This window comes from Pseudomonas sp. sp1636, from assembly GCF_030376615.1.
In the GTDB taxonomy this organism is placed as follows: domain Bacteria; phylum Pseudomonadota; class Gammaproteobacteria; order Pseudomonadales; family Pseudomonadaceae; genus Aquipseudomonas.
Genome location: NZ_JARRAB010000008.1, coordinates 17747 through 38156, shown reverse-complemented (window position 1 = coordinate 38156; position 20410 = coordinate 17747). Strand labels below are relative to the sequence as shown.

The 20410-nt window shown below is 61.0% G+C and carries 19 protein-coding genes, 3 tRNA genes and 1 pseudogene; 10 read left to right on the top strand and 13 right to left on the bottom strand.

Annotation, left to right across the window (positions count from 1 at the left end):
• The first annotated feature begins 36 nt into the window (after window positions 1-36).
• The 6 genes from alaS to P8H27_RS09745 all read left to right on the top strand — a co-directional run bounded on the left by alaS (window position 37) and on the right by P8H27_RS09745 (window position 4875).
• Window positions 37-2670 (top strand): alanine--tRNA ligase, encoded by a 2634-nt coding sequence (alaS, locus tag P8H27_RS09770; RefSeq protein ID WP_289637102.1) that lies wholly within the window; start codon window positions 37-39, stop codon window positions 2668-2670.
• Between the two features lie 112 nt (window positions 2671-2782).
• Complete coding sequence (locus tag P8H27_RS09765) at window positions 2783-4021, top strand: aspartate kinase (RefSeq protein WP_289637101.1); 1239 nt, start codon at window positions 2783-2785, stop codon at window positions 4019-4021.
• 183 nt (window positions 4022-4204) lie between these two features.
• The gene (csrA, locus tag P8H27_RS09760; RefSeq protein WP_010490393.1) at window positions 4205-4390 is read left to right on the top strand and encodes a carbon storage regulator CsrA; all 186 of its coding nucleotides are present in this window, start codon (window positions 4205-4207) and stop codon (window positions 4388-4390) included.
• 62 nt (window positions 4391-4452) lie between these two features.
• A tRNA-Ser gene (locus P8H27_RS09755) sits at window positions 4453-4543 on the top strand.
• A 107-nt stretch (window positions 4544-4650) separates the two neighbouring features.
• Window positions 4651-4727: transfer RNA gene (locus tag P8H27_RS09750), tRNA-Arg, on the top strand.
• A gap of 71 nt (window positions 4728-4798) precedes the next feature.
• A tRNA-Arg gene (locus P8H27_RS09745) sits at window positions 4799-4875 on the top strand.
• Between the two features lie 384 nt (window positions 4876-5259).
• On the opposite strand, the gene P8H27_RS09740 is transcribed toward P8H27_RS09745, so the two are convergent.
• Complete coding sequence (locus tag P8H27_RS09740) at window positions 5260-5751, bottom strand: DUF4124 domain-containing protein (protein WP_289637098.1); 492 nt, start codon at window positions 5749-5751, stop codon at window positions 5260-5262.
• A 324-nt stretch (window positions 5752-6075) separates the two neighbouring features.
• Between P8H27_RS09740 and mgtE the strand changes: the two genes are divergently transcribed.
• Entirely contained in the window at window positions 6076-7518 is a 1443-nt protein-coding gene (mgtE, locus tag P8H27_RS09735) for a magnesium transporter (protein WP_289637096.1), read from the top strand.
• 34 nt (window positions 7519-7552) lie between these two features.
• On the opposite strand, the gene P8H27_RS09730 is transcribed toward mgtE, so the two are convergent.
• On the bottom strand, window positions 7553-7762 hold the full coding sequence (locus P8H27_RS09730) for a hypothetical protein (protein ID WP_289637094.1): 210 nt from the start codon (window positions 7760-7762) through the stop codon (window positions 7553-7555).
• A 1-nt stretch (window position 7763) separates the two neighbouring features.
• On the opposite strand from P8H27_RS09730, the gene P8H27_RS09725 reads away from it, so the two are divergent.
• Genes P8H27_RS09725 through P8H27_RS09715 form a run of 3 tightly spaced genes read left to right on the top strand, consistent with a single transcriptional unit; the run spans window position 7764 to window position 10966 of the window.
• A complete protein-coding gene (locus P8H27_RS09725; RefSeq protein ID WP_289637092.1) occupies window positions 7764-8018 on the top strand; it encodes an OadG family protein in 255 nt (84 codons plus the stop codon).
• A 25-nt stretch (window positions 8019-8043) separates the two neighbouring features.
• The gene (oadA, locus tag P8H27_RS09720; RefSeq protein WP_289637090.1) at window positions 8044-9819 is read left to right on the top strand and encodes a sodium-extruding oxaloacetate decarboxylase subunit alpha; all 1776 of its coding nucleotides are present in this window, start codon (window positions 8044-8046) and stop codon (window positions 9817-9819) included.
• Window positions 9820-9829: 10 nt separating this feature from the next.
• A complete protein-coding gene (locus P8H27_RS09715; protein WP_289637089.1) occupies window positions 9830-10966 on the top strand; it encodes a sodium ion-translocating decarboxylase subunit beta in 1137 nt (378 codons plus the stop codon).
• Window positions 10967-11106: 140 nt separating this feature from the next.
• On the opposite strand, the gene P8H27_RS09710 is transcribed toward P8H27_RS09715, so the two are convergent.
• The 11 genes and pseudogenes from P8H27_RS09710 to livH form a co-directional block, all read right to left on the bottom strand.
• Window positions 11107-12486: a bifunctional diguanylate cyclase/phosphodiesterase gene (locus P8H27_RS09710; RefSeq protein WP_289637087.1), complete on the bottom strand. Its 1380-nt coding sequence runs from the start codon at window positions 12484-12486 to the stop codon at window positions 11107-11109.
• A 244-nt stretch (window positions 12487-12730) separates the two neighbouring features.
• Complete coding sequence (tsaA, locus tag P8H27_RS09705; protein ID WP_289637085.1) at window positions 12731-13423, bottom strand: tRNA (N6-threonylcarbamoyladenosine(37)-N6)-methyltransferase TrmO; 693 nt, start codon at window positions 13421-13423, stop codon at window positions 12731-12733.
• A 56-nt stretch (window positions 13424-13479) separates the two neighbouring features.
• Window positions 13480-14301: a DUF2182 domain-containing protein gene (locus P8H27_RS09700; protein WP_289637084.1), complete on the bottom strand. Its 822-nt coding sequence runs from the start codon at window positions 14299-14301 to the stop codon at window positions 13480-13482.
• Window positions 14302-14303: 2 nt separating this feature from the next.
• Window positions 14304-14939 carry a DUF1326 domain-containing protein gene (locus tag P8H27_RS09695; RefSeq protein WP_289637083.1) on the bottom strand — a complete coding sequence of 212 codons (636 nt, stop codon included), beginning with the start codon at window positions 14937-14939 and terminating at the stop codon, window positions 14304-14306.
• 124 nt (window positions 14940-15063) lie between these two features.
• A pseudogene (locus tag P8H27_RS09690) lies at window positions 15064-15192 on the bottom strand (3-oxoacyl-ACP reductase); the annotation flags it as partial.
• A gap of 168 nt (window positions 15193-15360) precedes the next feature.
• Complete coding sequence (locus tag P8H27_RS09685) at window positions 15361-15822, bottom strand: DUF1456 family protein (RefSeq protein ID WP_289637082.1); 462 nt, start codon at window positions 15820-15822, stop codon at window positions 15361-15363.
• Window positions 15823-15876: 54 nt separating this feature from the next.
• On the bottom strand, window positions 15877-16587 hold the full coding sequence (locus P8H27_RS09680; protein ID WP_289637081.1) for an rRNA pseudouridine synthase: 711 nt from the start codon (window positions 16585-16587) through the stop codon (window positions 15877-15879).
• 157 nt (window positions 16588-16744) lie between these two features.
• Window positions 16745-17446, bottom strand: a complete 702-nt coding sequence (locus P8H27_RS09675; RefSeq protein WP_289637079.1) for an ABC transporter ATP-binding protein — start codon at window positions 17444-17446, stop codon at window positions 16745-16747.
• Complete coding sequence (gene livG, locus P8H27_RS09670) at window positions 17446-18213, bottom strand: high-affinity branched-chain amino acid ABC transporter ATP-binding protein LivG (RefSeq protein ID WP_289637078.1); 768 nt, start codon at window positions 18211-18213, stop codon at window positions 17446-17448. Before livG ends, P8H27_RS09675 begins: the two co-directional genes overlap by 1 nt.
• Window positions 18210-19478 (bottom strand): high-affinity branched-chain amino acid ABC transporter permease LivM, encoded by a 1269-nt coding sequence (locus P8H27_RS09665; RefSeq protein ID WP_374761342.1) that lies wholly within the window; start codon window positions 19476-19478, stop codon window positions 18210-18212. Before P8H27_RS09665 ends, livG begins: the two co-directional genes overlap by 4 nt.
• On the bottom strand, window positions 19475-20398 hold the full coding sequence (gene livH / locus P8H27_RS09660; protein ID WP_289637077.1) for a high-affinity branched-chain amino acid ABC transporter permease LivH: 924 nt from the start codon (window positions 20396-20398) through the stop codon (window positions 19475-19477). Before livH ends, P8H27_RS09665 begins: the two co-directional genes overlap by 4 nt.
• Window positions 20399-20410 lie beyond the last annotated feature (12 nt).

The window sequence follows — 20410 nt, the reverse complement described above, 5'->3', positions numbered from 1 at the left end:
GCTTTGCCGTGGCCGCCTGTTTCCGTGGATGATCCTATGAAAAGCGCAGAAATCCGTGAAGCCTTCTTGAGCTTCTTCGAAGAAAAAGGGCACACCCGTGTCGCTTCCAGCTCGCTGATCCCGGCGAACGACCCGACGCTGCTGTTCACTAACGCCGGGATGAATCAGTTCAAGGACTGCTTCCTCGGCCTGGAAAAACGTGCCTATACCCGTGCGGTCACCAGCCAGAAGTGCGTGCGTGCCGGTGGCAAGCACAACGACCTGGAAAACGTCGGCTATACCGCGCGCCACCATACCTTCTTCGAAATGCTCGGTAACTTCAGCTTCGGCGATTACTTCAAGCGCGACGCCATCCACTTTGCTTGGGAATTTCTCACCAGTGAGCGCTGGCTGAACCTGCCCAAGGACAAACTCTGGGTCACCGTCTACGCCAACGACGACGAAGCTTTCGATATCTGGAACAAGGAAATCGGCGTGCCGGCCGAGCGGATGATCCGCATCGGCGACAATAAGGGCGCGCCCTATGCCTCCGACAACTTCTGGACCATGGGCGACACCGGGCCGTGCGGCCCTTGCACCGAGATATTCTTCGATCACGGCGAGCATATCTGGGGCGGCCCGCCCGGTTCGCCGGAAGAAGATGGCGATCGCTACATCGAGATCTGGAACAACGTGTTCATGCAGTTCAACCGCACCGCGGACGGCGTGCTGCATGCGCTGCCGGCGCCGAGCGTGGACACCGGCATGGGTCTGGAGCGCATCAGCGCGGTGCTGCAGCACGTCAACTCGAACTACCAGATCGACCTGTTCCAGAGCCTGCTGAACGCCTCGGCTCAGGCCATCGGCTGCGCCAACGAAGATCAGGCGTCGCTGAAAGTGGTGGCCGACCATATCCGTTCCTGTAGCTTCCTGATCGCCGACGGCGTTACCCCGTCCAACGAGGGCCGCGGCTACGTGCTGCGCCGCATCGTCCGCCGCGCCTGCCGCCACGGTAACAAGCTGGGCGCCAAGGGCAGCTTCTTCTATCGGATAGTCGCGGCGCTGGTGGCCGAGATGGGCGAAGCCTTCCCCGAGCTGAAGCAGCAGCAGGCACAGATCGAGCGGGTGCTGAAAACCGAAGAAGAGCAGTTCGCCAAGACCCTGGAGCAGGGCCTGAAGATCCTCGAGCAGGATCTGAGCGAGCTTGCGGGCAGCGTTATCCCCGGCGAGGTGATCTTCAAGCTGTACGACACCTACGGCTTCCCCATGGATCTGACCGGCGACATCGCCCGCGAGCGCGAGCTGAGCCTCGATGAGGCCGGCTTCGAGCGCGAAATGCAGGCCCAGCGCGAGCGCGCCCGTTCCGCCAGCTCGTTCGGCATGGATTACAACAGCCTGGTCAAGGTCGACAGCGATACGCGCTTCCTCGGCTACGCCGGCACCAGCGGCAGCGGCAGCGTTATCGCGCTACTGCGCGACGGCCAGGCGGTCGAACGTTTGAATGAGGGCGAGGAGGGCGTGGTGGTGCTCGACCAGACGCCGTTCTACGCCGAATCCGGTGGCCAGGTCGGTGACTGCGGGTTTCTTGTCGATGAGGCGGGCGCCGGCGTGCGTTTCGATGTGCGCGACACCACCAAGGCCGGCGGGGCCTTCCTGCACCACGGCATCGTCGTCCAGGGCGGTCTGAGCCTAGGCGCCTCGATCAAGGCCGAAGTCGACGCCAGCGTGCGCCAGGCCACCGCGCTCAACCATTCGGCGACGCACTTGTTGCACGCCGCGCTGCGTCAGGTGGTCGGCGAGCACGTGCAGCAGAAAGGCTCGCTGGTCGATAGCCAGCGCCTGCGTTTCGATTTCAGTCACTTCGAGGCGATCACGCCGGCGCAATTGAAGCTGCTGGAAGATATCGTCAACACCCAGGTGCGCCTCAATAGCGCCGTGGAAACCGTCGAGACCGATATCGAAACCGCCAAGCAAAAAGGCGCCATGGCCCTGTTCGGCGAGAAGTACGGCGACCAGGTGCGCGTGCTGAGCATGGGCGGCGATTTCTCCGTCGAACTCTGTGGCGGTACTCACGTCTCCCGAACCGGCGACATCGGCCTGTTCAAGATCACCAGCGAAGGCGGAGTGGCGGCGGGTGTGCGGCGTATCGAGGCGGTCACCGGTGGCGCTGCTTTCGCTTACCTGAATGCGGCCGAAGAGCAGTTGAAAGAAGCCGCCGCACTGGTCAAGGGCAGTCGCGACAACCTGCTGGACAAGCTGACGGCCGTGCTGGAACGCAATCGCCAGCTGGAAAAGGAGCTGGAGCAGTTCAAGGCCAAGGCCGCCAGTGCGGCGGGCAACGATCTGGCCGGCGCTGCGGTGGCGGTCAAGGGCGTCAAGGTGCTCAGCGCGCGGGTCGACGGCCTGGATGGCAAGGCCATGCTGGCCATGGTCGATCAGTTGAAGAACAAGCTCGGCAGCGCGGTGATCCTGCTCGGCGGCGTGCAGGACGACAAGGTCGTGCTGGTGGCCGGTGTAACCCAGGATCTGACTGGCAAACTCAAGGCCGGCGAGTTGATGAAGCAGGCCGCGGCGGCGGTCGGCGGCAAGGGCGGTGGTCGGCCGGACATGGCCCAGGGCGGCGGTACCGATAGCGCTGCGCTGGATGGCGCCTTGGCGCTGGCCGTGGCCTTTGCCGAGCAAGGTCTGTAGGCCCCTGCCTGGGCGGGTGAGCGCCAAGGCCTGCATTACGCCCGGTGGGCCTTGGCAGTGGCTTGAGTTGAATGTTTAATGGGCGCCCTTCACGGGCTGAGGCGGCTTTGAAATGGCTTTGATCGTACAGAAATTTGGCGGCACCTCCGTCGGCACTGTTGAGCGGATTCAGCAGGTGGCCGAGAAGGTGAAGAAGTTCCGCGAAAACGGCGATGACATTGTGGTCGTGGTTTCCGCCATGAGCGGTGAAACCAATCGGCTGATCGAGCTGGCCAAACAGGCCAGCGATGAGCAGCCGGTGCCGCGTGAGCTCGACGTGATGTTGTCCACCGGCGAACAGGTGACCATCGCCCTGTTGACCATGGCCCTGATTCGCCGTGGTGTGCCGGCGGTGTCTTACACCGGTAACCAGGTGCGGATTCTCACCGACAGCGCGCACAACAAGGCGCGCATCCTGCAGATCGACGATCAGAAGCTGCGGGCCGATCTCAAGGCCGGCCGGGTGGTGGTGGTCGCCGGTTTCCAGGGGGTCGACGAGCACGGCAATATCACCACCCTGGGGCGTGGCGGTTCCGATACCACGGGTGTGGCCCTGGCGGCGGCGCTGAAGGCCGACGAGTGCCAGATCTATACTGACGTCGATGGTGTCTATACCACTGACCCGCGTGTGGTGCCCCAGGCTCAGCGTCTGGAGAAGATCACCTTCGAAGAAATGCTGGAAATGGCCAGCCTGGGTTCCAAGGTGCTGCAAATTCGCTCGGTGGAGTTCGCCGGCAAGTACAACGTCCCGCTGCGCGTCTTGCACAGCTTTAAAGAGGGCCCGGGCACCCTCATTACCCTTGATGAAGAGGAATCCATGGAACAGCCGATCATTTCCGGCATCGCTTTCAACCGCGACGAAGCCAAGCTGACCATCCGTGGCGTGCCGGACATCCCGGGCGTGGCGTTCAAGATTCTCGGCCCTGTCAGCGCCGCCAATATCGAAGTCGACATGATCGTGCAGAACGTGGCGCACGATAACACCACCGATTTCACCTTCACCGTACACCGCAACGATTATCAGGCCGCGCAGCAGGTGTTGGAAGACACCGCGCGTGAGCTGGGTGCTCGTGAAGTGATTGGCGACATCAAGATTGCCAAGGTGTCGATCGTCGGCGTCGGCATGCGCTCCCACGCCGGGGTCGCCAGTCGGATGTTCGAGGCCCTGGCCAAGGAAAATATCAATATCCAGATGATCTCCACCTCGGAAATCAAGGTGTCCGTGGTCATCGAGGAGAAATATCTGGAATTGGCGGTACGTGCTCTGCACACCGCCTTCGAATTGGATGCCCCGGCCCGACAGGGCGACTGAGGCATTGCCCAAAAGGCGCGCACTATTGCGCGCCTTTTGTCTTTTTGGTTGGCGTGGATGGACTTTCTTTCTGCCCACACTAGTCAATACTTGGGTGAAGGCCTCGCTTGAGCTTCATGGGGCTGCCACCATTATCTTTTTTGCAGACTGTTGTATTGGATTTAAATCCGTGAGGAGAAAGGAATGCTGATTCTAACTCGCCGGGTCGGTGAGACCCTGATGGTGGGTGACGAGGTCACTGTCACCGTGTTGGGCGTGAAGGGTAATCAGGTGCGCATTGGCGTTAACGCGCCGAAGGAGGTAGCCGTGCACCGAGAGGAGATTTACCAGCGCATCCAGAAAGAGAAGGACGAAGAACCAAGCCACTAATTTTTATCTGATTTTTGGCTTTGCAAACGGGGCAAAGCTGGGTATCATGCGCCCCGTGTTGCGGAGAGGTGGCCGAGTGGCCGAAGGCGCTCCCCTGCTAAGGGAGTACATCTCATAAGGGTGTCGGGGGTTCGAATCCCCCCTTCTCCGCCATTATTCAGCGTTGTAGGTGTTGATCCTGCTTTAATCGGTAAGTTGTTGAAATTAATCTGATTTAAGCTTGATTGAAAAAATTGAATGCCTATAATGCGCCGGACAGTGCACTCATAGCTCAGCTGGATAGAGTACTCGGCTACGAACCGAGCGGTCGGAGGTTCGAATCCTCCTGAGTGCACCATATTGAAGATGATCGGCAGCGATGCGGATCGTGTTTCAAACCAGCGGTGATCTGGTTAAAAAGCGCCACTTGCACTCATAGCTCAGCTGGATAGAGTACTCGGCTACGAACCGAGCGGTCGGAGGTTCGAATCCTCCTGAGTGCACCAATCAGAAGTAACAAGAAAAGGGCCTGCAGCGATGCAGGCCCTTTTTCTTAGTCGATTGTTTTTGCCCGCGAGTTCGTTGTGGTGCGGCCTTGCCAGGGTTTATTCATGGCTATGCCCCAATTATGTGTTGCATGCGCGGTCTCTTGTAGAGGGCCGCGCCTGTTCCTGACAGGCTAGCGGCATTTCCCACATCCATGTGGATCACGCGCCCCGCGGCGAATGCAGCCCGCAGGGCTGCCTGCCCATCGTTTCGCGCTATAGCCAAAGCTCGTCCCGAGGTCGGGCCTCCTACGGATCGCAGGCAGTTCGCGCTTGGTGATACAACGCCTATCGGGTACAGAGCCTTATTCATGGGCTGCTGTTGGTGGTGCAACCGCCAGATTTCTAGCGTTTGCCTTTAACGCAGCCGCTTTCATCGAAGCTGACTTGACGGCTGTTACCTTGACGGTCGCGGTAGTGATAGCGGGTCTGGCCGTTCTGGCCGCTGATTTTGTCCGGTGTACCCAGGCTGTTTTCCACGTCGTTGCGGTTCATGCCGCTGCGTATCTGCTGTTTGATGATGGCTGTGCGGCGTTCGCTATTGCTGATCAGGTTGCCGCAGCCATCCTGCTGCTCGCCGACCACCACCAGTTCGCGGGACTTTTGCGTGCCCTTGCGCCGTGAGGGTTTGCTTGGTTTGGCCAGTGGCGTGGATTTGCCGCTGCCTGGTGTGGCGTTATAAGCGTCCTGCAGGTATTGCGTGTGTTCGCTGGGGCAGCCCTGCTGGGTGAAGGCGATGTGGCCGTTGGCGTCTTCGCAGCGGAACACGGTTGCAGCCAGTAGCGGTGGTGGGCACAGCAAAATGGCGCAGAAAGCTGCGCGGCGCAGTCCATGCATCGAGGCGTCCTCCTTGACGGTCGTGGTGCAAGTCTAGTCGCACAGGTTGGCATTGCCAGTGGTGCCTTGTGCGGTGTCTCCGGCGTCGCAGCTACAGGTTCTTATAAAACGCCGAAGTTTGTCCTGCAAAGGCTTGTTCTTACCTGGTTTTTGTAGCGTGCAAAGCCGTCGGGCGGTGTTATCATTTTGCCCGTCAGCCCCGCCGGGGCTTGTGGATCACCACCATGGACTTACCCAGTAGTTACTCTGAATCTCGATTGTGCAATCGCGTACTGATTGATTGACCCTCTTTGGCGTGCGCCGCCACTGGGGGTGGAGCGTGCCATGACTGAAGTAGAAGCCAAAAAACCGCAAGAAAGCCTGCAGGATCGCCTGGCTCAGGTGGTTGAGTTGCTGCATCGGCATAAGCTGGTCGAAGACCTGACCCATCGTCAGGAAGGCCAGCACCACGATCTCGTGGAAAACCTGGTGCACCGGCAGAATCTGGTCGAGCTGCAACGCAAGCTCGATGACCTGCACTCCGCCGACGTTGCCCATATCCTCGAAGCGCTGCCGCTTGAGGATCGCCGCACTGTCTGGCAGTTGGTCAAGGTCGAGCGCGACGGCGATATCCTCCTCGAAGTATCCGACGCGGTGCGCGAAACGCTGCTCGCCGACATGGACGACCACGAGATTTTCGCGGCGGTCAAGGAGATGGATGCCGACGAGCTGGCGGATCTGGCCTCCGAGCTGCCGCGCGATGTCGTGCATGAATTGATGGAAACCCTCGATGCGCAGCAGCGTGAGCGGGTGCGCTCGGCGTTGTCCTATGAGGAGGATAGGGTCGGTGCGCTGATGGACTTCGAGATGGTCACCATCCGCGAAGACGTCAGCCTGGAAGTGGTGTTGCGTTACCTGCGCCGCCTCAAAGAGCTGCCGGGGCATACTGATAAGTTGTTCGTGGTCGATTACGACGGCGTGCTCAAGGGCGTGCTGCCGGTCAAGCGCTTGCTGGTCAATGATCCGGAAAAACTGGTCAGCGAGGTGATGGCCACCGATCCGGTGAGCTTTCATCCGGATGAGGACGCCTACGATGCCGCCCAGGCGTTCGAGCGCTACGACTTGATCTCCACGCCGGTGGTCGACAAGAACGGCAAGCTGATCGGTCGCCTGACTATCGACGAGATGGTCGACCTGATTCGTGAGGAAAGCGAAAACGAAGTGCTGAACATGGCCGGCCTGCGCGAGGAGGAAGACATCTTCGCCTCGGTATGGAAGTCGCTGCGCAACCGCTGGGCCTGGTTGGCGATCAATCTGATCACGGCGTTTATGGCTTCGCGGGTGATTGGCTTGTTCGAGGGCTCGATCGAGAAGTTGGTGGCCCTGGCCGCCTTGATGCCGATTGTTGCCGGTATTGGCGGCAATTCGGGCAATCAGACCATCACCATGATCGTGCGTGCCATGGCGCTGGATCAGGTCAGTACCGGCAATACCTCACGCTTGATTCGCAAGGAGCTGGGCGTCGCCCTGGTCAACGGCCTGGTCTGGGGAGGGGTGATTGGCGTAGTGGCTTATGTGCTTTACGACAGCTGGTCGCTGGGCGTGGTGATGACCGGGGCCATGACCCTGAACATGCTGCTTGCGGCATTGATGGGGGTGCTTATCCCGATGACTCTGGTGCGCATGGGGCGTGATCCGGCTTTGGGTGCCAGTGTGATGATTACGGCGATGACCGACAGTGGCGGTTTCTTTATTTTCTTAGGGCTGGCCACGGTGTTCTTGCTGTAGTCGCTCGTTGGTGGCGCAAGGCTCGACCCTATGGTCAGCGCGGTTGGGCGATGCCGCTGGTTGGGTTGTGCTGGGTGTAGGGTTTGATGCGGCGCCATTCCATCCGAATATGTCGCAAAAAACACTCTGGATTTGCTTCAAACGCCTGTTTCAAGCTAAGGTGCGCCAGCTTTTCCCGGCAGCTTTCGGGTGCCTCCTCCGTCCAAGAATATGCGACTGCCGAGTCGCGCCAATAAGGAGTCATTATGACCTCCAGCCAACTCCTGCTTGAGGGTGTCGATCTCATGCTGATGGGCATGGGCTCAGTGTTTTTCTTTCTGGCTCTATTGATTCTCTGTATTCGTCTGATGGCTCGTGTGGTCGGACGTTTCGCGCCGGCTCCGCATGTGCGTGAGACCAGTGCTCCAGCTCCGGTCAAATTAGCGGGTCAGGAGCCTGAGCCAGACATTCTTGCCGCCATTCAGTTGGCCCTTCATCAACACCGCGTGCGACGCGGCTGATTCTGGTTTGTCAGGGAGTTTCCGTATGACCGCTACGAAAAATGCACTTGGTATCACCGATGTGGTTCTGCGCGACGCGCATCAATCCATTCTGGCAACCCGGGTGCGTCTGGAGGACATGTTGCCGATCGCGCCCAAGCTCGATCAGGTCGGCTTCTGGTCGGTCGAATCCTGGGGCGGCGCTACTTTCGATGCCTGCATTCGTTACCTGGGTGAAGACCCATGGGAGCGTATTCGTGCGTTGAAGCAGGCCATGCCCAATACCCGTCAGCAGATGCTCTTGCGTGGGCAGAACCTGCTCGGCTATCGGCATTATGCCGATGACGTGGTGGAAAAATTCGTCGAGCGTGCAGCGGTCAACGGTGTCGATGTGTTCCGCGTGTTCGACGCGATGAACGATCCGCGCAACCTGCAGACCGCTCTGCGGGCGGTCAAGGAGCAGGGCAAGCATGCCCAGGGCACCATTTCCTATACCACCAGCCCGGTGCACACCCTGGAGATGTGGGTCGACCTGGCCAAGCAGATCGAAGACATGGGCGCCGATTCCATCGCGATCAAGGACATGGCCGGTATTCTCAATCCGTACATCGCCTTCGAGCTGGTGTCGCGTCTGAAGGCCAGCCTGTCGATCCCGATTCACATGCAGTGTCATGCCACTGCCGGGCTTTCCACTGCTGCGATTCTCAAGGCCGTGGAGGCCGGTATCGACAACGTCGACACCGCGATCTCCTCGCTGTCGATGACCTACGGCCACTCGCCGACCGAGTCGGTGGTGGCGATCTTCCAGGGTTCCGAGCGCGACACCGGCTTGAACCTGGAGCTGCTCGAAGAAATTGCCGCTTACTTTCGCGAAGTGCGGAAGAAATACGCCAAGTTCGAGGGCAACCTCAAGGGCGTCGACTCGCGCATTCTGGTCGCCCAGGTACCGGGCGGCATGCTCACCAACATGGAAAGCCAGCTGAAAGAGCAGGGTGCCCAGGACAAGTTCGATGAAGTATTGGCCGAGATTCCGCGGGTGCGCGAAGACCTCGGCTTCATTCCGCTGGTGACCCCGACCTCGCAGATCGTCGGCACCCAGGCGGTGATCAACGTACTGACCGGCGAGCGCTACAAGTCGATCACCAAGGAAACCGCAGGCGTGTTGAAGGGTGAATACGGCGCAGCGCCGGCTCCCTTCAATAAAGAGCTGCAGCTGCGGGTGCTGGATGGTGCCGAAGCCATCACCTGTCGCCCGGCCGACCTGCTCAGTGCCGAAATGGACAAGCTGACCGCCGAGCTCAAGGGCATCGCCCAAGAGAAGGGCATCAAGCTGGCCAAAGATGAAATCGACGATGTGCTGACCTATGCGCTGTTCCCGCAAATTGGCCTGAAGTTTCTGGAGAATCGCGGCAACCCTGCGGCCTTCGAACCAGCGCCGAGCGGTAACGAATTGCCGGCGCGGGAAGCGGGCAAGCCCGAAGTCTATACCGTGGAAGTCAACGGCAAGTCCTTTGTGGTTCAGGTCAACGAAGGCGGTGACATCGAAGGCCTCAAGCCTGTCGGTGGCGCCGCTGCAGCGGCCTCTGCTGCCCCAGTATCTGTCGGCGCTGGCGATCCGCAACCGGCGCCTCTGGCGGGCAATATCTTCAAGGTTCTGGTGCAGCCGGGGGCTACGGTCGAAGAAGGGCAACTGGTGATCATTCTTGAAGCGATGAAGATGGAAACCGAGATTCGTGCGTTCAAGGCCGGCACCATCGGTGCGGTCAACGTCAAGGTGGGCGATGCGGTGGCGGTGGGCGACAGCCTGCTGACCATCGGCTGAGGAGCATTTAATGGAAAAGCTCCTCAAACTTTGGCAAAGCACGGGTCTGTATCATCTGGAACCCGGCCAGGCCTTGATGATCGCTATCTGCTTGGGATTGATCTACCTGGCGATCAAGAAAGGTTTCGAGCCGTTGTTGCTGATCCCGATCGGCTTTGGTGGTCTGCTGGCCAACATTCCCGTGGCCGGCATGGCTGAAGGCTCCGGGATTTTGCACCTGTTCTATGAAGTCGGCTTGCCGACCAGCGTGTTTCCGCTGTTGATCTTCATGGGTGTCGGGGCGATGACCGACTTCGGGCCGATGCTGGCCAATCCGAAGACCTTGTTCCTGGGGGCGGCGGCGCAGTTCGGTATTTTTGCCACCTTGATCGGCGCGCTGGCGATTGCCTCCCTGGGGATTCCTGGCATGGAGTTCACCCTGCGTGAGGCGGCCTCTATCGCGATTATCGGCGGTGCCGACGGCCCGACCTCGATCTTTGTGACGGCCAAGCTGGCCCCGCATTTGCTCGGCCCGATTGCCGTGGCGGCGTATTCGTACATGGCCCTGGTGCCGCTGATTCAGCCGCCGATCATGCGTGCGCTGACGACCAAGGAAGAGCGCGCCATCGTCATGCAGCAGTTGCGGCATGTCAGCCAGGTCGAGAAGATTGTGTTCCCGCTGGTGCTGTGCCTGTTGGTGGGCATGCTGCTGCCGGACGCGGCACCATTGGTGGGCATGTTCGCCTTCGGCAACCTGTTGCGCGAAGCAGGGGCGGTCGAGCGTCTGGCCGATACCTCGCGTAATGCGTTGATCAACATCGTGACCATTTGTCTGGGCCTGACCGTGGGTTCCAAGCTTTCTGCCGAGTCGTTCCTGCAATTGAAGACTCTCGGCATTCTGCTGCTGGGCATGATCGCCTTCTGTGGCGGCACTGCGGCCGGCGTGTTGATGGCCAGGCTGATGAACCTCTTCAGTAGCAACAAGATCAATCCATTGATCGGCTCGGCAGGCGTCTCGGCGGTGCCGATGGCGGCACGAGTGTCGAACAAGGTGGGCCTGGAGGCCAATCCGCAGAACTTCCTGCTGATGCACGCCATGGGGCCGAACGTGGCCGGGGTAATCGGCTCGGCAGTGGCGGCCGGGGTATTGCTCAACTTTGTTGGGTAACGGCGAGTGCTGTAAGCAAAGAAGCCGCCCGAACGGAAAATGCCAGTCAGTTAAGCTGACTGGCATTTTTTCGTTCGGGCGGCTTCTTCCAAGGTTTAGGCTGAATGCCGGCCCGGTGCACGTCGGCCCGGAATCAAGCGTCAGTAGCTCTCCAGCGGATGGTTTGGCTCGAACGTGGTCTGGAAGCGGTTGCCGCCGCTTTTCTTCGCCATGTACATGGCGTAGTCGGCATGACTGAGCAGTTGTTGCGCATCGCCTCCATGTTGCGGATAGAGCGCCACCCCGATGCTCGGTAGAACCGTGTGAGGCTGACCGCCCAGGTCGAATGGTTGGTTGAGCGCCAAGCGGATTTTTTCGGCGACCAACAAGGCATGATCCGGCGAGTGGCAGTCCTCGAGCAGCACGACGAATTCGTCGCCCCCCAGGCGTGCGACCGTATCCGCCTCGCGCACGCATTGCCTGAGGCGATTGGCAACCATCTGCAGCAGTAGATCGCCGATGGCATGGCCGAATGTATCGTTCACCTGCTTGAACTTGTCCAGGTCGAGGAATAGCAGAGACAGTTGCGTGCGCTCCCTGTGCGCTTTGGCAAGCGCGGTATGCAAACGGTCATAGAGCAGTGCGCGGTTAGGCAGATGGGTTAACTGGTCGTATTGGGCCATGAACTGCAAGCGGCTGAGCAGTTGCTGGCGTTCGATGGCCGTGGCCACCTGGGTCGAGACGAATTGCAGCAGCTCTTTGTCCTTGTCGGTGTAGCGCGCCCCGTAGGTGTAACTCTGCACCACCAAGGCGCCAATAGTGCCCTTGTGTGAGTTGAGCGGCACGCCCAGCCAATAAAGTGAAGCGCAGTCGATAGCCTGCACATGCTCGGGCAGGGTCGCCAGCGTTTCTGGTGAGAGCAGCAGGGCCTGCCCGGTACGGATGATTTCGGCGCTGAGAGTGAGGGCGTCGCGCTTGTGCGGCGCCGGTGCCTGGTGGCGCTCATCAATATGGTAGGGGAAGCTCAGTTGGTCATTCTGTTCATCGTAAAGTGCCACGAAGAAGTTGATGGCTGGTAACAGTTGGCCGAGGATCGAATGGATTTTCTCAAACAGACCGGGCAAATCCTTGGCCAAGTGCGCCGCCTCGGAAATGGCATAGAGCGCCGATTGCATCGACTCGCTGCGTTTGCGTTCGCTGATGTCATGGGCCACGGCAATCCTCAGCTGATCGTCCTCCGACCAACGTGCCGACCACATGATGTGCACGATCTGCCCATCCTTGCGCACATAGCGATTTTCAAAGTTGGGCTTGATCGTGCCCGACATGATTTCGCTGGCCGCCTGCAGCGTTCTTGCGCGATCTTCCGGAAATACCAGTTCGATCATGGTCTTGCCGACCATTTCCTCGGCCGTATAACCAAAGATGCGCTCGCAGGCCGCACTGACAAAAACAAAGCGTCCGGCCTTGTCGACCACGCAAATGGCGTCGAGCAGAAGGTCAACGATGTTGTTTGAGGGTGCGTAAGGATTTGTTTTCATAACGTAAATTATTGGCTCTCGGGGCCAGCCATGGCCTGCGCAAGGGTGTGGCAACGTGTCGCAAGGCGGTAGCCACGAATTAACTTTAGTCGGCGCCCGGCGTGGCGGAAGCAATACTTCAAGGAAAATGTGTAATGGTTTTGCGACGGCGAATGGTTTGCCACGGCATCAGCAGGCCGTGCACCTGGCCGTCGTCGGTCACTGCTGGGCTGGCACCGCCTGGATTGGCTTTTGACCGTCCCGCTCAGGCCGCCACCACTGCCAGCACGCAAATTTTTCCCGGTTCCGGGTAGTGCCAGCGTACATCCACATCCCAGAAGCGCGAGCCATAGCGGCGCTCGGGCTGTGGAACCTGATAGGCCGGGCGCGGATCCTGGGCCAGGCATTGCTCGATTAGCCCGACCAGCGGCTCGCCGAGGCGCAGGCCGTGGCTGTGAGCCTGGCTGAGGGCGTCGTCCCGCCATTGCACCTCGATCAGCGGCGGGGCGCTGTCGGCGATGCGGTTATAGGCACGGGCGACGCTGTCGGCATAGGGCACATAGGGTTTGATATCCAGCACCGGGGTGCCATCCAGCAGGTCGATGCCGGACAGCCAGAGTTTGCCGAGTTCGACCTTGTCCAGCTTGACCACCGATTGACCGATGCCGTTGGGGCGGTGGGTGGCGCGGCTGGCGAACACCCCCACCGATTTATTGCCACCCAAGCGTGGCGGGCGCACTTTCAGGCGTGGCTGATCCTCCAGCGCCTGGTGAAACAGAAACAGCAGCCAGACATGGCTGACCTGTTCCAGGCCCTGCACCGCCTCGCCGGTATCGAAGGGCGCGAGCAGTTCCAGCACGCCGCGGGCCGCCGGTGCCAGCTGGGGCTGGCGCGGTATGGCGAATTTCTCCTTGAAACAGGAGCGGAGAAAACCGATGGGCGAAACGGAGTAAGGCATAAGGACGCGATTGGCAGTGGCGAGGGGGGCCATCTTACCCGCAATACGCGATGGCCTTAAGCGACGCTAGCGAACAATAGCAGCAGGCCCCAGGCAGACAGCAGCAACCCGGCGCTGCGGCCGAGCCAAAGGCCTCTGGGCAGCAGCTTCTCCAGCAGCACATAGGCGCCGATCAAGGCCACCCACAGTAGATTCATCACGCCGCCGACGAACAGCAGCCCCATCAGCATCCAGCAGCAGCCCAGGCAGTAGAGGCCATGTTTCAGGCCCATGAGCCAGCCACCGACGACACCGGAGCGCCAGTGACCGAGGAGAAACTGCACCGGCCCACGACAATGCGCCAGGCAGGCAGACTTGCCCGGCAGCCACTGATAGATGCCGGCGCCCAGCAGCAGAGCCGCGCCAAGCCAGTGGCTCTGGCTGCGCATCTGTGGGCTGAGCAGGGCGAGGCGATCCAGGCCCCATTGCAGCGCGGTGGCGATCAGGCCGAAGCCGCTCCACACCAACAGATAGGCCAGGCAGAACAGCAGCAGAGCCCAGTGCCGTTGGGGTGCGGCCATGTAGCGGCGCAGCATCTGCTGGTAGAGCAGGATCATCGGCAGGGCGCTCGGTAGCATCATGCCGACCATCATCACCGACCACATCGCCAGCATCAGCAGCGCATCGGCCAGGCTCCAGGGCATCGGCATGCCCGCCATGGCCATATCGGCCATGCCGCCCGGCGTGGCCATGCTCGCGGCCATGCGCAGCAACAGCAGCCACGCCACGCCGATTAATGTCAGCAGGCTCAGCAGCGCCAGCCATTGTTCCTTGCCCAGCGGCCAGTAGGGTAGGCGTCGTTGCCGCTGGTCGGCGAGCCCCTCGGGAAAGCTCCGCACCTTCAGCGCACCACCCCTTGCCCGGTGAAATGCAATCGGGCGAAATGCCCGTGGCTATTCTGCGAGGCGATCTTGATCGCGCCCTGGGTCTGGTAAGTACCGCTGGCCATTTGCGCTTCGGTGAACTCGAAGCCCTTGGGCAGAATCAGCCGCGCCTCATGAAGTTCGCCGGTTACCGGGTTGCGAATCGGCTCGCCGGTAGCCTCGAGCACGCCGGCAATGCGCGTGTGGGCTTCGCGCTTGTCCACGTCCACGCTGAACTCGATGGGCACGAACTGCGGTTCAAGCATCTCGCTGATGGTGCCGGCGAATACCGAAAATACCGTGCTGCCGGGTTCGGTGTCCTCTCCGGAGAGAATGCGCAGCAATGCTTCGCGCTGCTCCGGGGTGGCTTTGTCTTCGATGAAAACCTGGCAGCGGCCGTTGCCCTCGTGGATAGCGCCGGGCCAGGCAAAGGTGCCGACCCAGCACAGGCCGTCCAGTTTGACCTCGTTGTAGTGGCCCTGATCTATCCGCATCGACACCACGGCTTCGCAGTGACCGTTGCTGGGGAGGGCGCTGAACTGACAGGGACAGCCCCAATTGCAGTTGCAGGTGGCAAATTCGGCGCCCTGCATGCGCCAGTCAGCCATGCTCATGGCTACCTTCCTTGCCGCCGCGGCGGCCTGAGGTGCGGTTACCCCCAACCAATAAAGCTAGCAGAGTCGCCGCTCAGCGAGCGGCACGTCAGACCAGCGGCCGCACATTTGCACAGAAGCCGATTCAGCGGCTGAAGCCAGCGTCGATGGGGATAATCACGCCGATCATGTAGGCGCCGGCGGTGCTGGCCAGGCTGATCGCCAGGGCCGCCATTTCCTCCTCGCGGCCCCAGCGCTTCGTCGGGATTAGCGCGGTGCGGCCTTGCAGGGAGAAGTAGGGGGCATGGCGAATCCTTCAGGGAGGTGAGTGGCACTACCCGAATCGGCTGGCTGTCAGGCGGCAGTCACTATTGCCCTTGGAAATGCGGCGCCATGGGTTATGGCCAGGATCGCCCGCAGCTGGCGGGCGGCAGCCGTCAAGTCAGCCGCGCACGCGCAGGGTCAGGCCCTTGAGGAAGTTGCGCAGGAACTGATCGCCGCAGGTGCGGTAGTTGCTGTGGCCGAACTTGCGAAACAGTGCGCTCATCTCGGGCTTGGACACCGGACAGTCGACGCTTTGCATGATCTCGTGCATGTCGTCTTCCTTGAGCTCGTAGGCCACCCGCAGTTTCTTCAGCACCATGTTGTTGGTCACTGGCAGCTCGAAGGGGTGGGCCGGGCGGCTGTCGTCCTTGCCGCGCTTGAAGTACACCAGGCCATCGAGAAAGTGCGCCATCAGTTCGTCGTCGCATTCGACGAAGCCTTCCTCGTCGTCCTTTTTCAGCAGCGCGGCGATGGCGTCTTCGCCGGTCGGTTTGCCGCCGAGCTGGATGATTTCGGCGATTTTCGCGTCACTGACGTCGAGCATATAGCGCAGGCTGCGCAGTACATCGTTATTGAGCATGAGGAAGTCCTGAAATGTGGGAACTGCAACGCCAGTGGCGGCAGTCGAAGCAATCTAGAAGCGTTCTTTCGCGGCCAGGTAGCGCCATTGGCCGGGCGGGACTTTGGCCATGGGCACGCCGCCGATGCGGATGCGCTTCATGCCGAGCACCTTGAGGTCGACGCTGTTGCACATGAAAACGATCTGCCCGGGTTGTGGGTTTTTCAAGGCAAAGCGCAGGCGGGTTTCGTTCTGCCAACTGACCTTGCACGGTGGCAGTGCCGAGCCGTTGAAGCTCAGGCCATGGTTCAGGCGTTTTAGCTGGCTGTTGCTGAGCGTGCCGATCACCTCGACGACATACTCCTGCTCCAGCTTGGCCTGATCTTCCTTGAGCTTGCGCTCGATCCGCCAGTCCTGGGTCAGCACATGCAGGCCATCGGCGCCGGCCTGCAGGGGCAGGCAGGTGGTCAGGCGGGCGAAATGGCTTTTCAGCGGGCGGATGCCCGAACTGTCGTCCGGCCACTGGCTGGCCGGGCTAACGGACTCGACCGCGCGATCCGGGGAGTGACCGGAGGGCACATGCAGCAGCAGGGTGACCGGCTCGACCGGCGCCAGCACGGCGTCCGGGAGCAGTTCGACGCGCTGTGTCCCGACCTTGAATTGCGGCTCTTGCACCACCGCACCATCGACCAGCACCCAGCCGCCCTCGATATACAACTCGGCCTCGCGGCGTGAGCAGCCGACCAGTTCGATCAGGCGTTTGGACAGGCGTATCGGGTCGGTCATGGAAAGAGTCGTCGGCAAAAAAGGACAACCATTGTAACTGGCCAGGGACGCCGTGCGCGGATAAAAAAACCGCTCCGAAGAGCGGTCTTTATTTGCTGCAAGGGTCGCTTAACAACGTGCCGAGCGACGGTGCGGCGCGCGTGGCCCGCAGTGGCTTTTAACCCCCCAGGTAGGCGTCGCGTACCTTCGGGTCATGGAGCAAATCATGCCCGCTGCCCTGCATGACGATCCGGCCGTTCTCCAGCACATAGCCGCGGTCGGCCAGCTTGAGCGCCTGGTTGGCGTTCTGCTCGACCAGGAACACGGTTACGCCATCCGCGCGCAGCTGTTCGATGATGCTGAAGATCTGCTGGATGATGATCGGAGCCAGCCCCAGCGAGGGTTCGTCGAGCAGCAGTAGCTTGGGTTTGCTCATCAGCGCCCGGCCGATGGCGAGCATCTGCTGTTCGCCGCCGGACATGGTGCCGGCGCGCTGGGTCAGGCGTTCCTGCAAGCGTGGGAACAGATGCAGAACCTTGTCCAGTTGCTCCTGGAACTCGCCCTTGGCGGTGAAGAAGCCGCCCATCACCAGGTTTTCTTCCACGGTCAGGCGGGAGAATACCCGGCGTCCTTCCGGTACCACGGCAATGCTCTTGCGCATGATGTCCGGGGTGTTCTGGCCGATCAATTCCTCACCCTCGAAGCGGATGCTGCCGCTGCTCGCTTGCGGTGAGCCGCACAGGGTCATCAGCAGGGTCGATTTGCCGGCGCCGTTGGCCCCGATCAGGGTGACGATCTCGCCTTGGCGCACCTCGACGTCGACGTCATGGAGGGCCTGGATCTTGCCGTAGAAGGTGGAAACCTTGTCGAAATACAGCATCAAGCTTCCCCCAGGTAGGCTTTGATCACGTCCGGGTTCGCACGGATCTGCTCCGGCGTGCCGTCGGCCAGGGGCGTGCCCTGGTTGATCACGTAGATATGGTCGGAAATGCTCATGACCAGCTTCATGTCGTGTTCGATCAACAATACGGTGACGTTATGTTCATCGCGCAGCATGCGGATCAGGGCTTTAAGGTCGTCGGTTTCCCGTGGGTTGAGGCCGGCGGCCGGTTCGTCGAGCATCAGGATGCTCGGCCGGGTCATCATGCAGCGGGCGATTTCCAGGCGGCGTTGCTGGCCGTAGGCGAGGGTGCCGGCCGGGCGGTTGGCGAATTCGGTCAGGTCGACCTGCTCCAGCCAATGCGCGGCGTACGCCATGGCCTCGCGTTCGCTCTTGCGGAACGCCGGGGTCTTCAACAAGCCGGCGAGGAAGTTGGTGTTGAGGTGGCGGTGCTGAGCCACCAGCAGGTTCTCCACCGCGGTCATTTCCTTGAACAGGCGAACGTTCTGGAAGGTGCGCACCACGCCCTTGCGGGCGATCTGGTGGCCCGGCAGACCCTCGATCTGCTCGCCGGCCAGGCGGATATTGCCGCTGGTGGGCTGGTAGAAGCCGGTCAGGCAGTTGAACACCGTGGTCTTGCCGGCGCCGTTCGGGCCGATCATCGACACCACTTGCTTCTGGTTGACGGTCAGGCTCACCCCGTTGACGGCCAGCAGGCCGCCGAAGCGCATGGACAGGCCGCTTACTTCTAGGATCGGGCGGCTCATTGTTTCAGCTCCAGGTGGGGGCGCTGCATGGGCAACAGGCCCTGCGGACGCCAGATCATCATCAGCACCATCAGGGCGCCGAACATCAGCATGCGGTACTCGTTGAATTCCCGGGCCAGCTCAGGCAGCAGGATCATGACGATGGCCGCCAAGATGATCCCCAGCTGCGAGCCCATGCCGCCCAGCACGACGATGGCGAGGATGATCGCCGATTCGATGAAGGTGAAGGACTGCGGGCTGACCAGGCCCTGGCGCGCGGCGAAGAAGCTGCCGGCGAAACCGGCGAAGCAGGCGCCCAGGGTGAAGGCCGAGAGCTTGATCATGGTGGGGTTCATGCCCAGCGCGCGGCAGGCGATTTCGTCCTCGCGCAGAGCTTCCCAGGCACGCCCGAGCGGCATGCGCAGCAGGCGGTTGATCACGAACAGGGTCAGCAGCACCAGCACCAGGGCGATCAGGTAGAGGAAAATCACCTTGTTGATCGAGTTGTAGGCGACGCCGAAGTATTCGTGGAAGGTCTGCATGCCCTCGGCGGCCTTGCGCTCGAAGGCCAGGCCGAACAGGGTCGGCTTGGGGATCGAGCCGATGCCGTTGGGGCCGCCGGTCAGCCAGGTCAGGTTGTTCAGCAGGATGCGGATGATCTCGCCGAAGCCCAGGGTGACGATGGCCAGGTAGTCGCCGCGCAGGCGCAGCACCGGGAAGCCGAGGAGGAAACCGAAGGTGGCGGCCATCAGGCCGGCAATCGGCAGGCAGATCCAGAAGCTCAGGCCGAAGTAGTGCGCCAGCAACGCATAGCTGTAGGCGCCGACCGCGTAGAAGGCCACGTAGCCGAGATCGAGCAGGCCGGCCAGGCCGACCACGATGTTCAGGCCGAGGCCGAGCATCACATAGATCAGGATCAGGGTGGCGATGTCCACCGCGCCGCGGCTGCCGAAGAACGGCCAGGCCAGGGCCATGATGATCAGCCCCACGACTACCCAGCGCTGGGTCGAGGGCAAGGTGAGGAAGTTGCTGGCCTGGCTCGGCATGCTCGGCAACTTCGGCGTATGGCTCCAGACGGCACCCAGCTGGGTGCGGAACAATTGCCAGCAGAACATGGCTATCGAGCTGCCAAGGATGCCCCAGAGCACGGTCGGGCTGGCGCCTTGTACTTCCAGTTTGATGCCCACGATGCTCAGTTTTAGACCGATGACCGGATAGGCCACCGCCAGCACCAGCAGAGCGCTGAAGAAGGCCGTCTTGAAGTTTTTCATGATCGAGGTAGTCATACTTTCTCAACCTCCGGACGACCCAGGATGCCGGTCGGTCGGAACAGCAGCACCAGCACCAGCAGGCTGAAAGCCACCACGTCCTTGTACTGATCGCCAAAGATGTCGGCGCCGAAGGCTTCGGCTACGCCGAGCACCAGGCCGCCCAATACCGCGCCGGGGATGCTGCCGATACCGCCCAGCACCGCCGCGGTGAAAGCCTTGATCCCGGCGAGGAAGCCCAGGTGCGGGTTGATCACGCCGTATTGCATGCCCAGCAGTATGGCGGCAATCGCGGCCAGGGCGGCGCCGATGACGAAGGTCAGGCTAATGATGTTGTTGGTGTTGATACCCAGCAGGTTGGCCATCTTCAAGTCTTCGGCGCAGGCCCGGCAGGCCCGGCCCAAACGGGAGCGGGAGATGAACAGGGTCAGGCCGACCATCGCCAGGAAGGTGACGACGAAAATCAGCACCTGCATATAGGAAATGACCACGCCATTCATGGCGCTTTCACCGAACACGAAGTTGCCCGGCAGCGGGTTGGGGATGGCCTTGTCCTTGGAGTCCTGGGACAGCAACACGAGGTTCTGCAGGAAGATCGACATGCCGATCGCCGAAATCAGCGGGATCAGGCGGTTGCCGCCGCGCAGGGGGCGATAGGCGACGCGTTCGATGCTGTAACCGTAGGCCGCGCAGACAATGATGCTGGCGGCGAAGCCCGCGATCATGATCAGGGGCAAGCTGTCCAGGCCGAACATGGCCAAGCCGGCGATAACGATGAAAACTACATAGGAGCCAATCATGTAAACCTCGCCGTGGGCGAAGTTGATCATGCCGATGATGCCGTAGACCATGGTGTAGCCGATGGCGATCAAGGCATAGGTGCTGCCAACGGTCAGACCGTTAACCAGCTGTTGCAGGTAGTGATACAGATCAGGCATTGCCTAACTCCT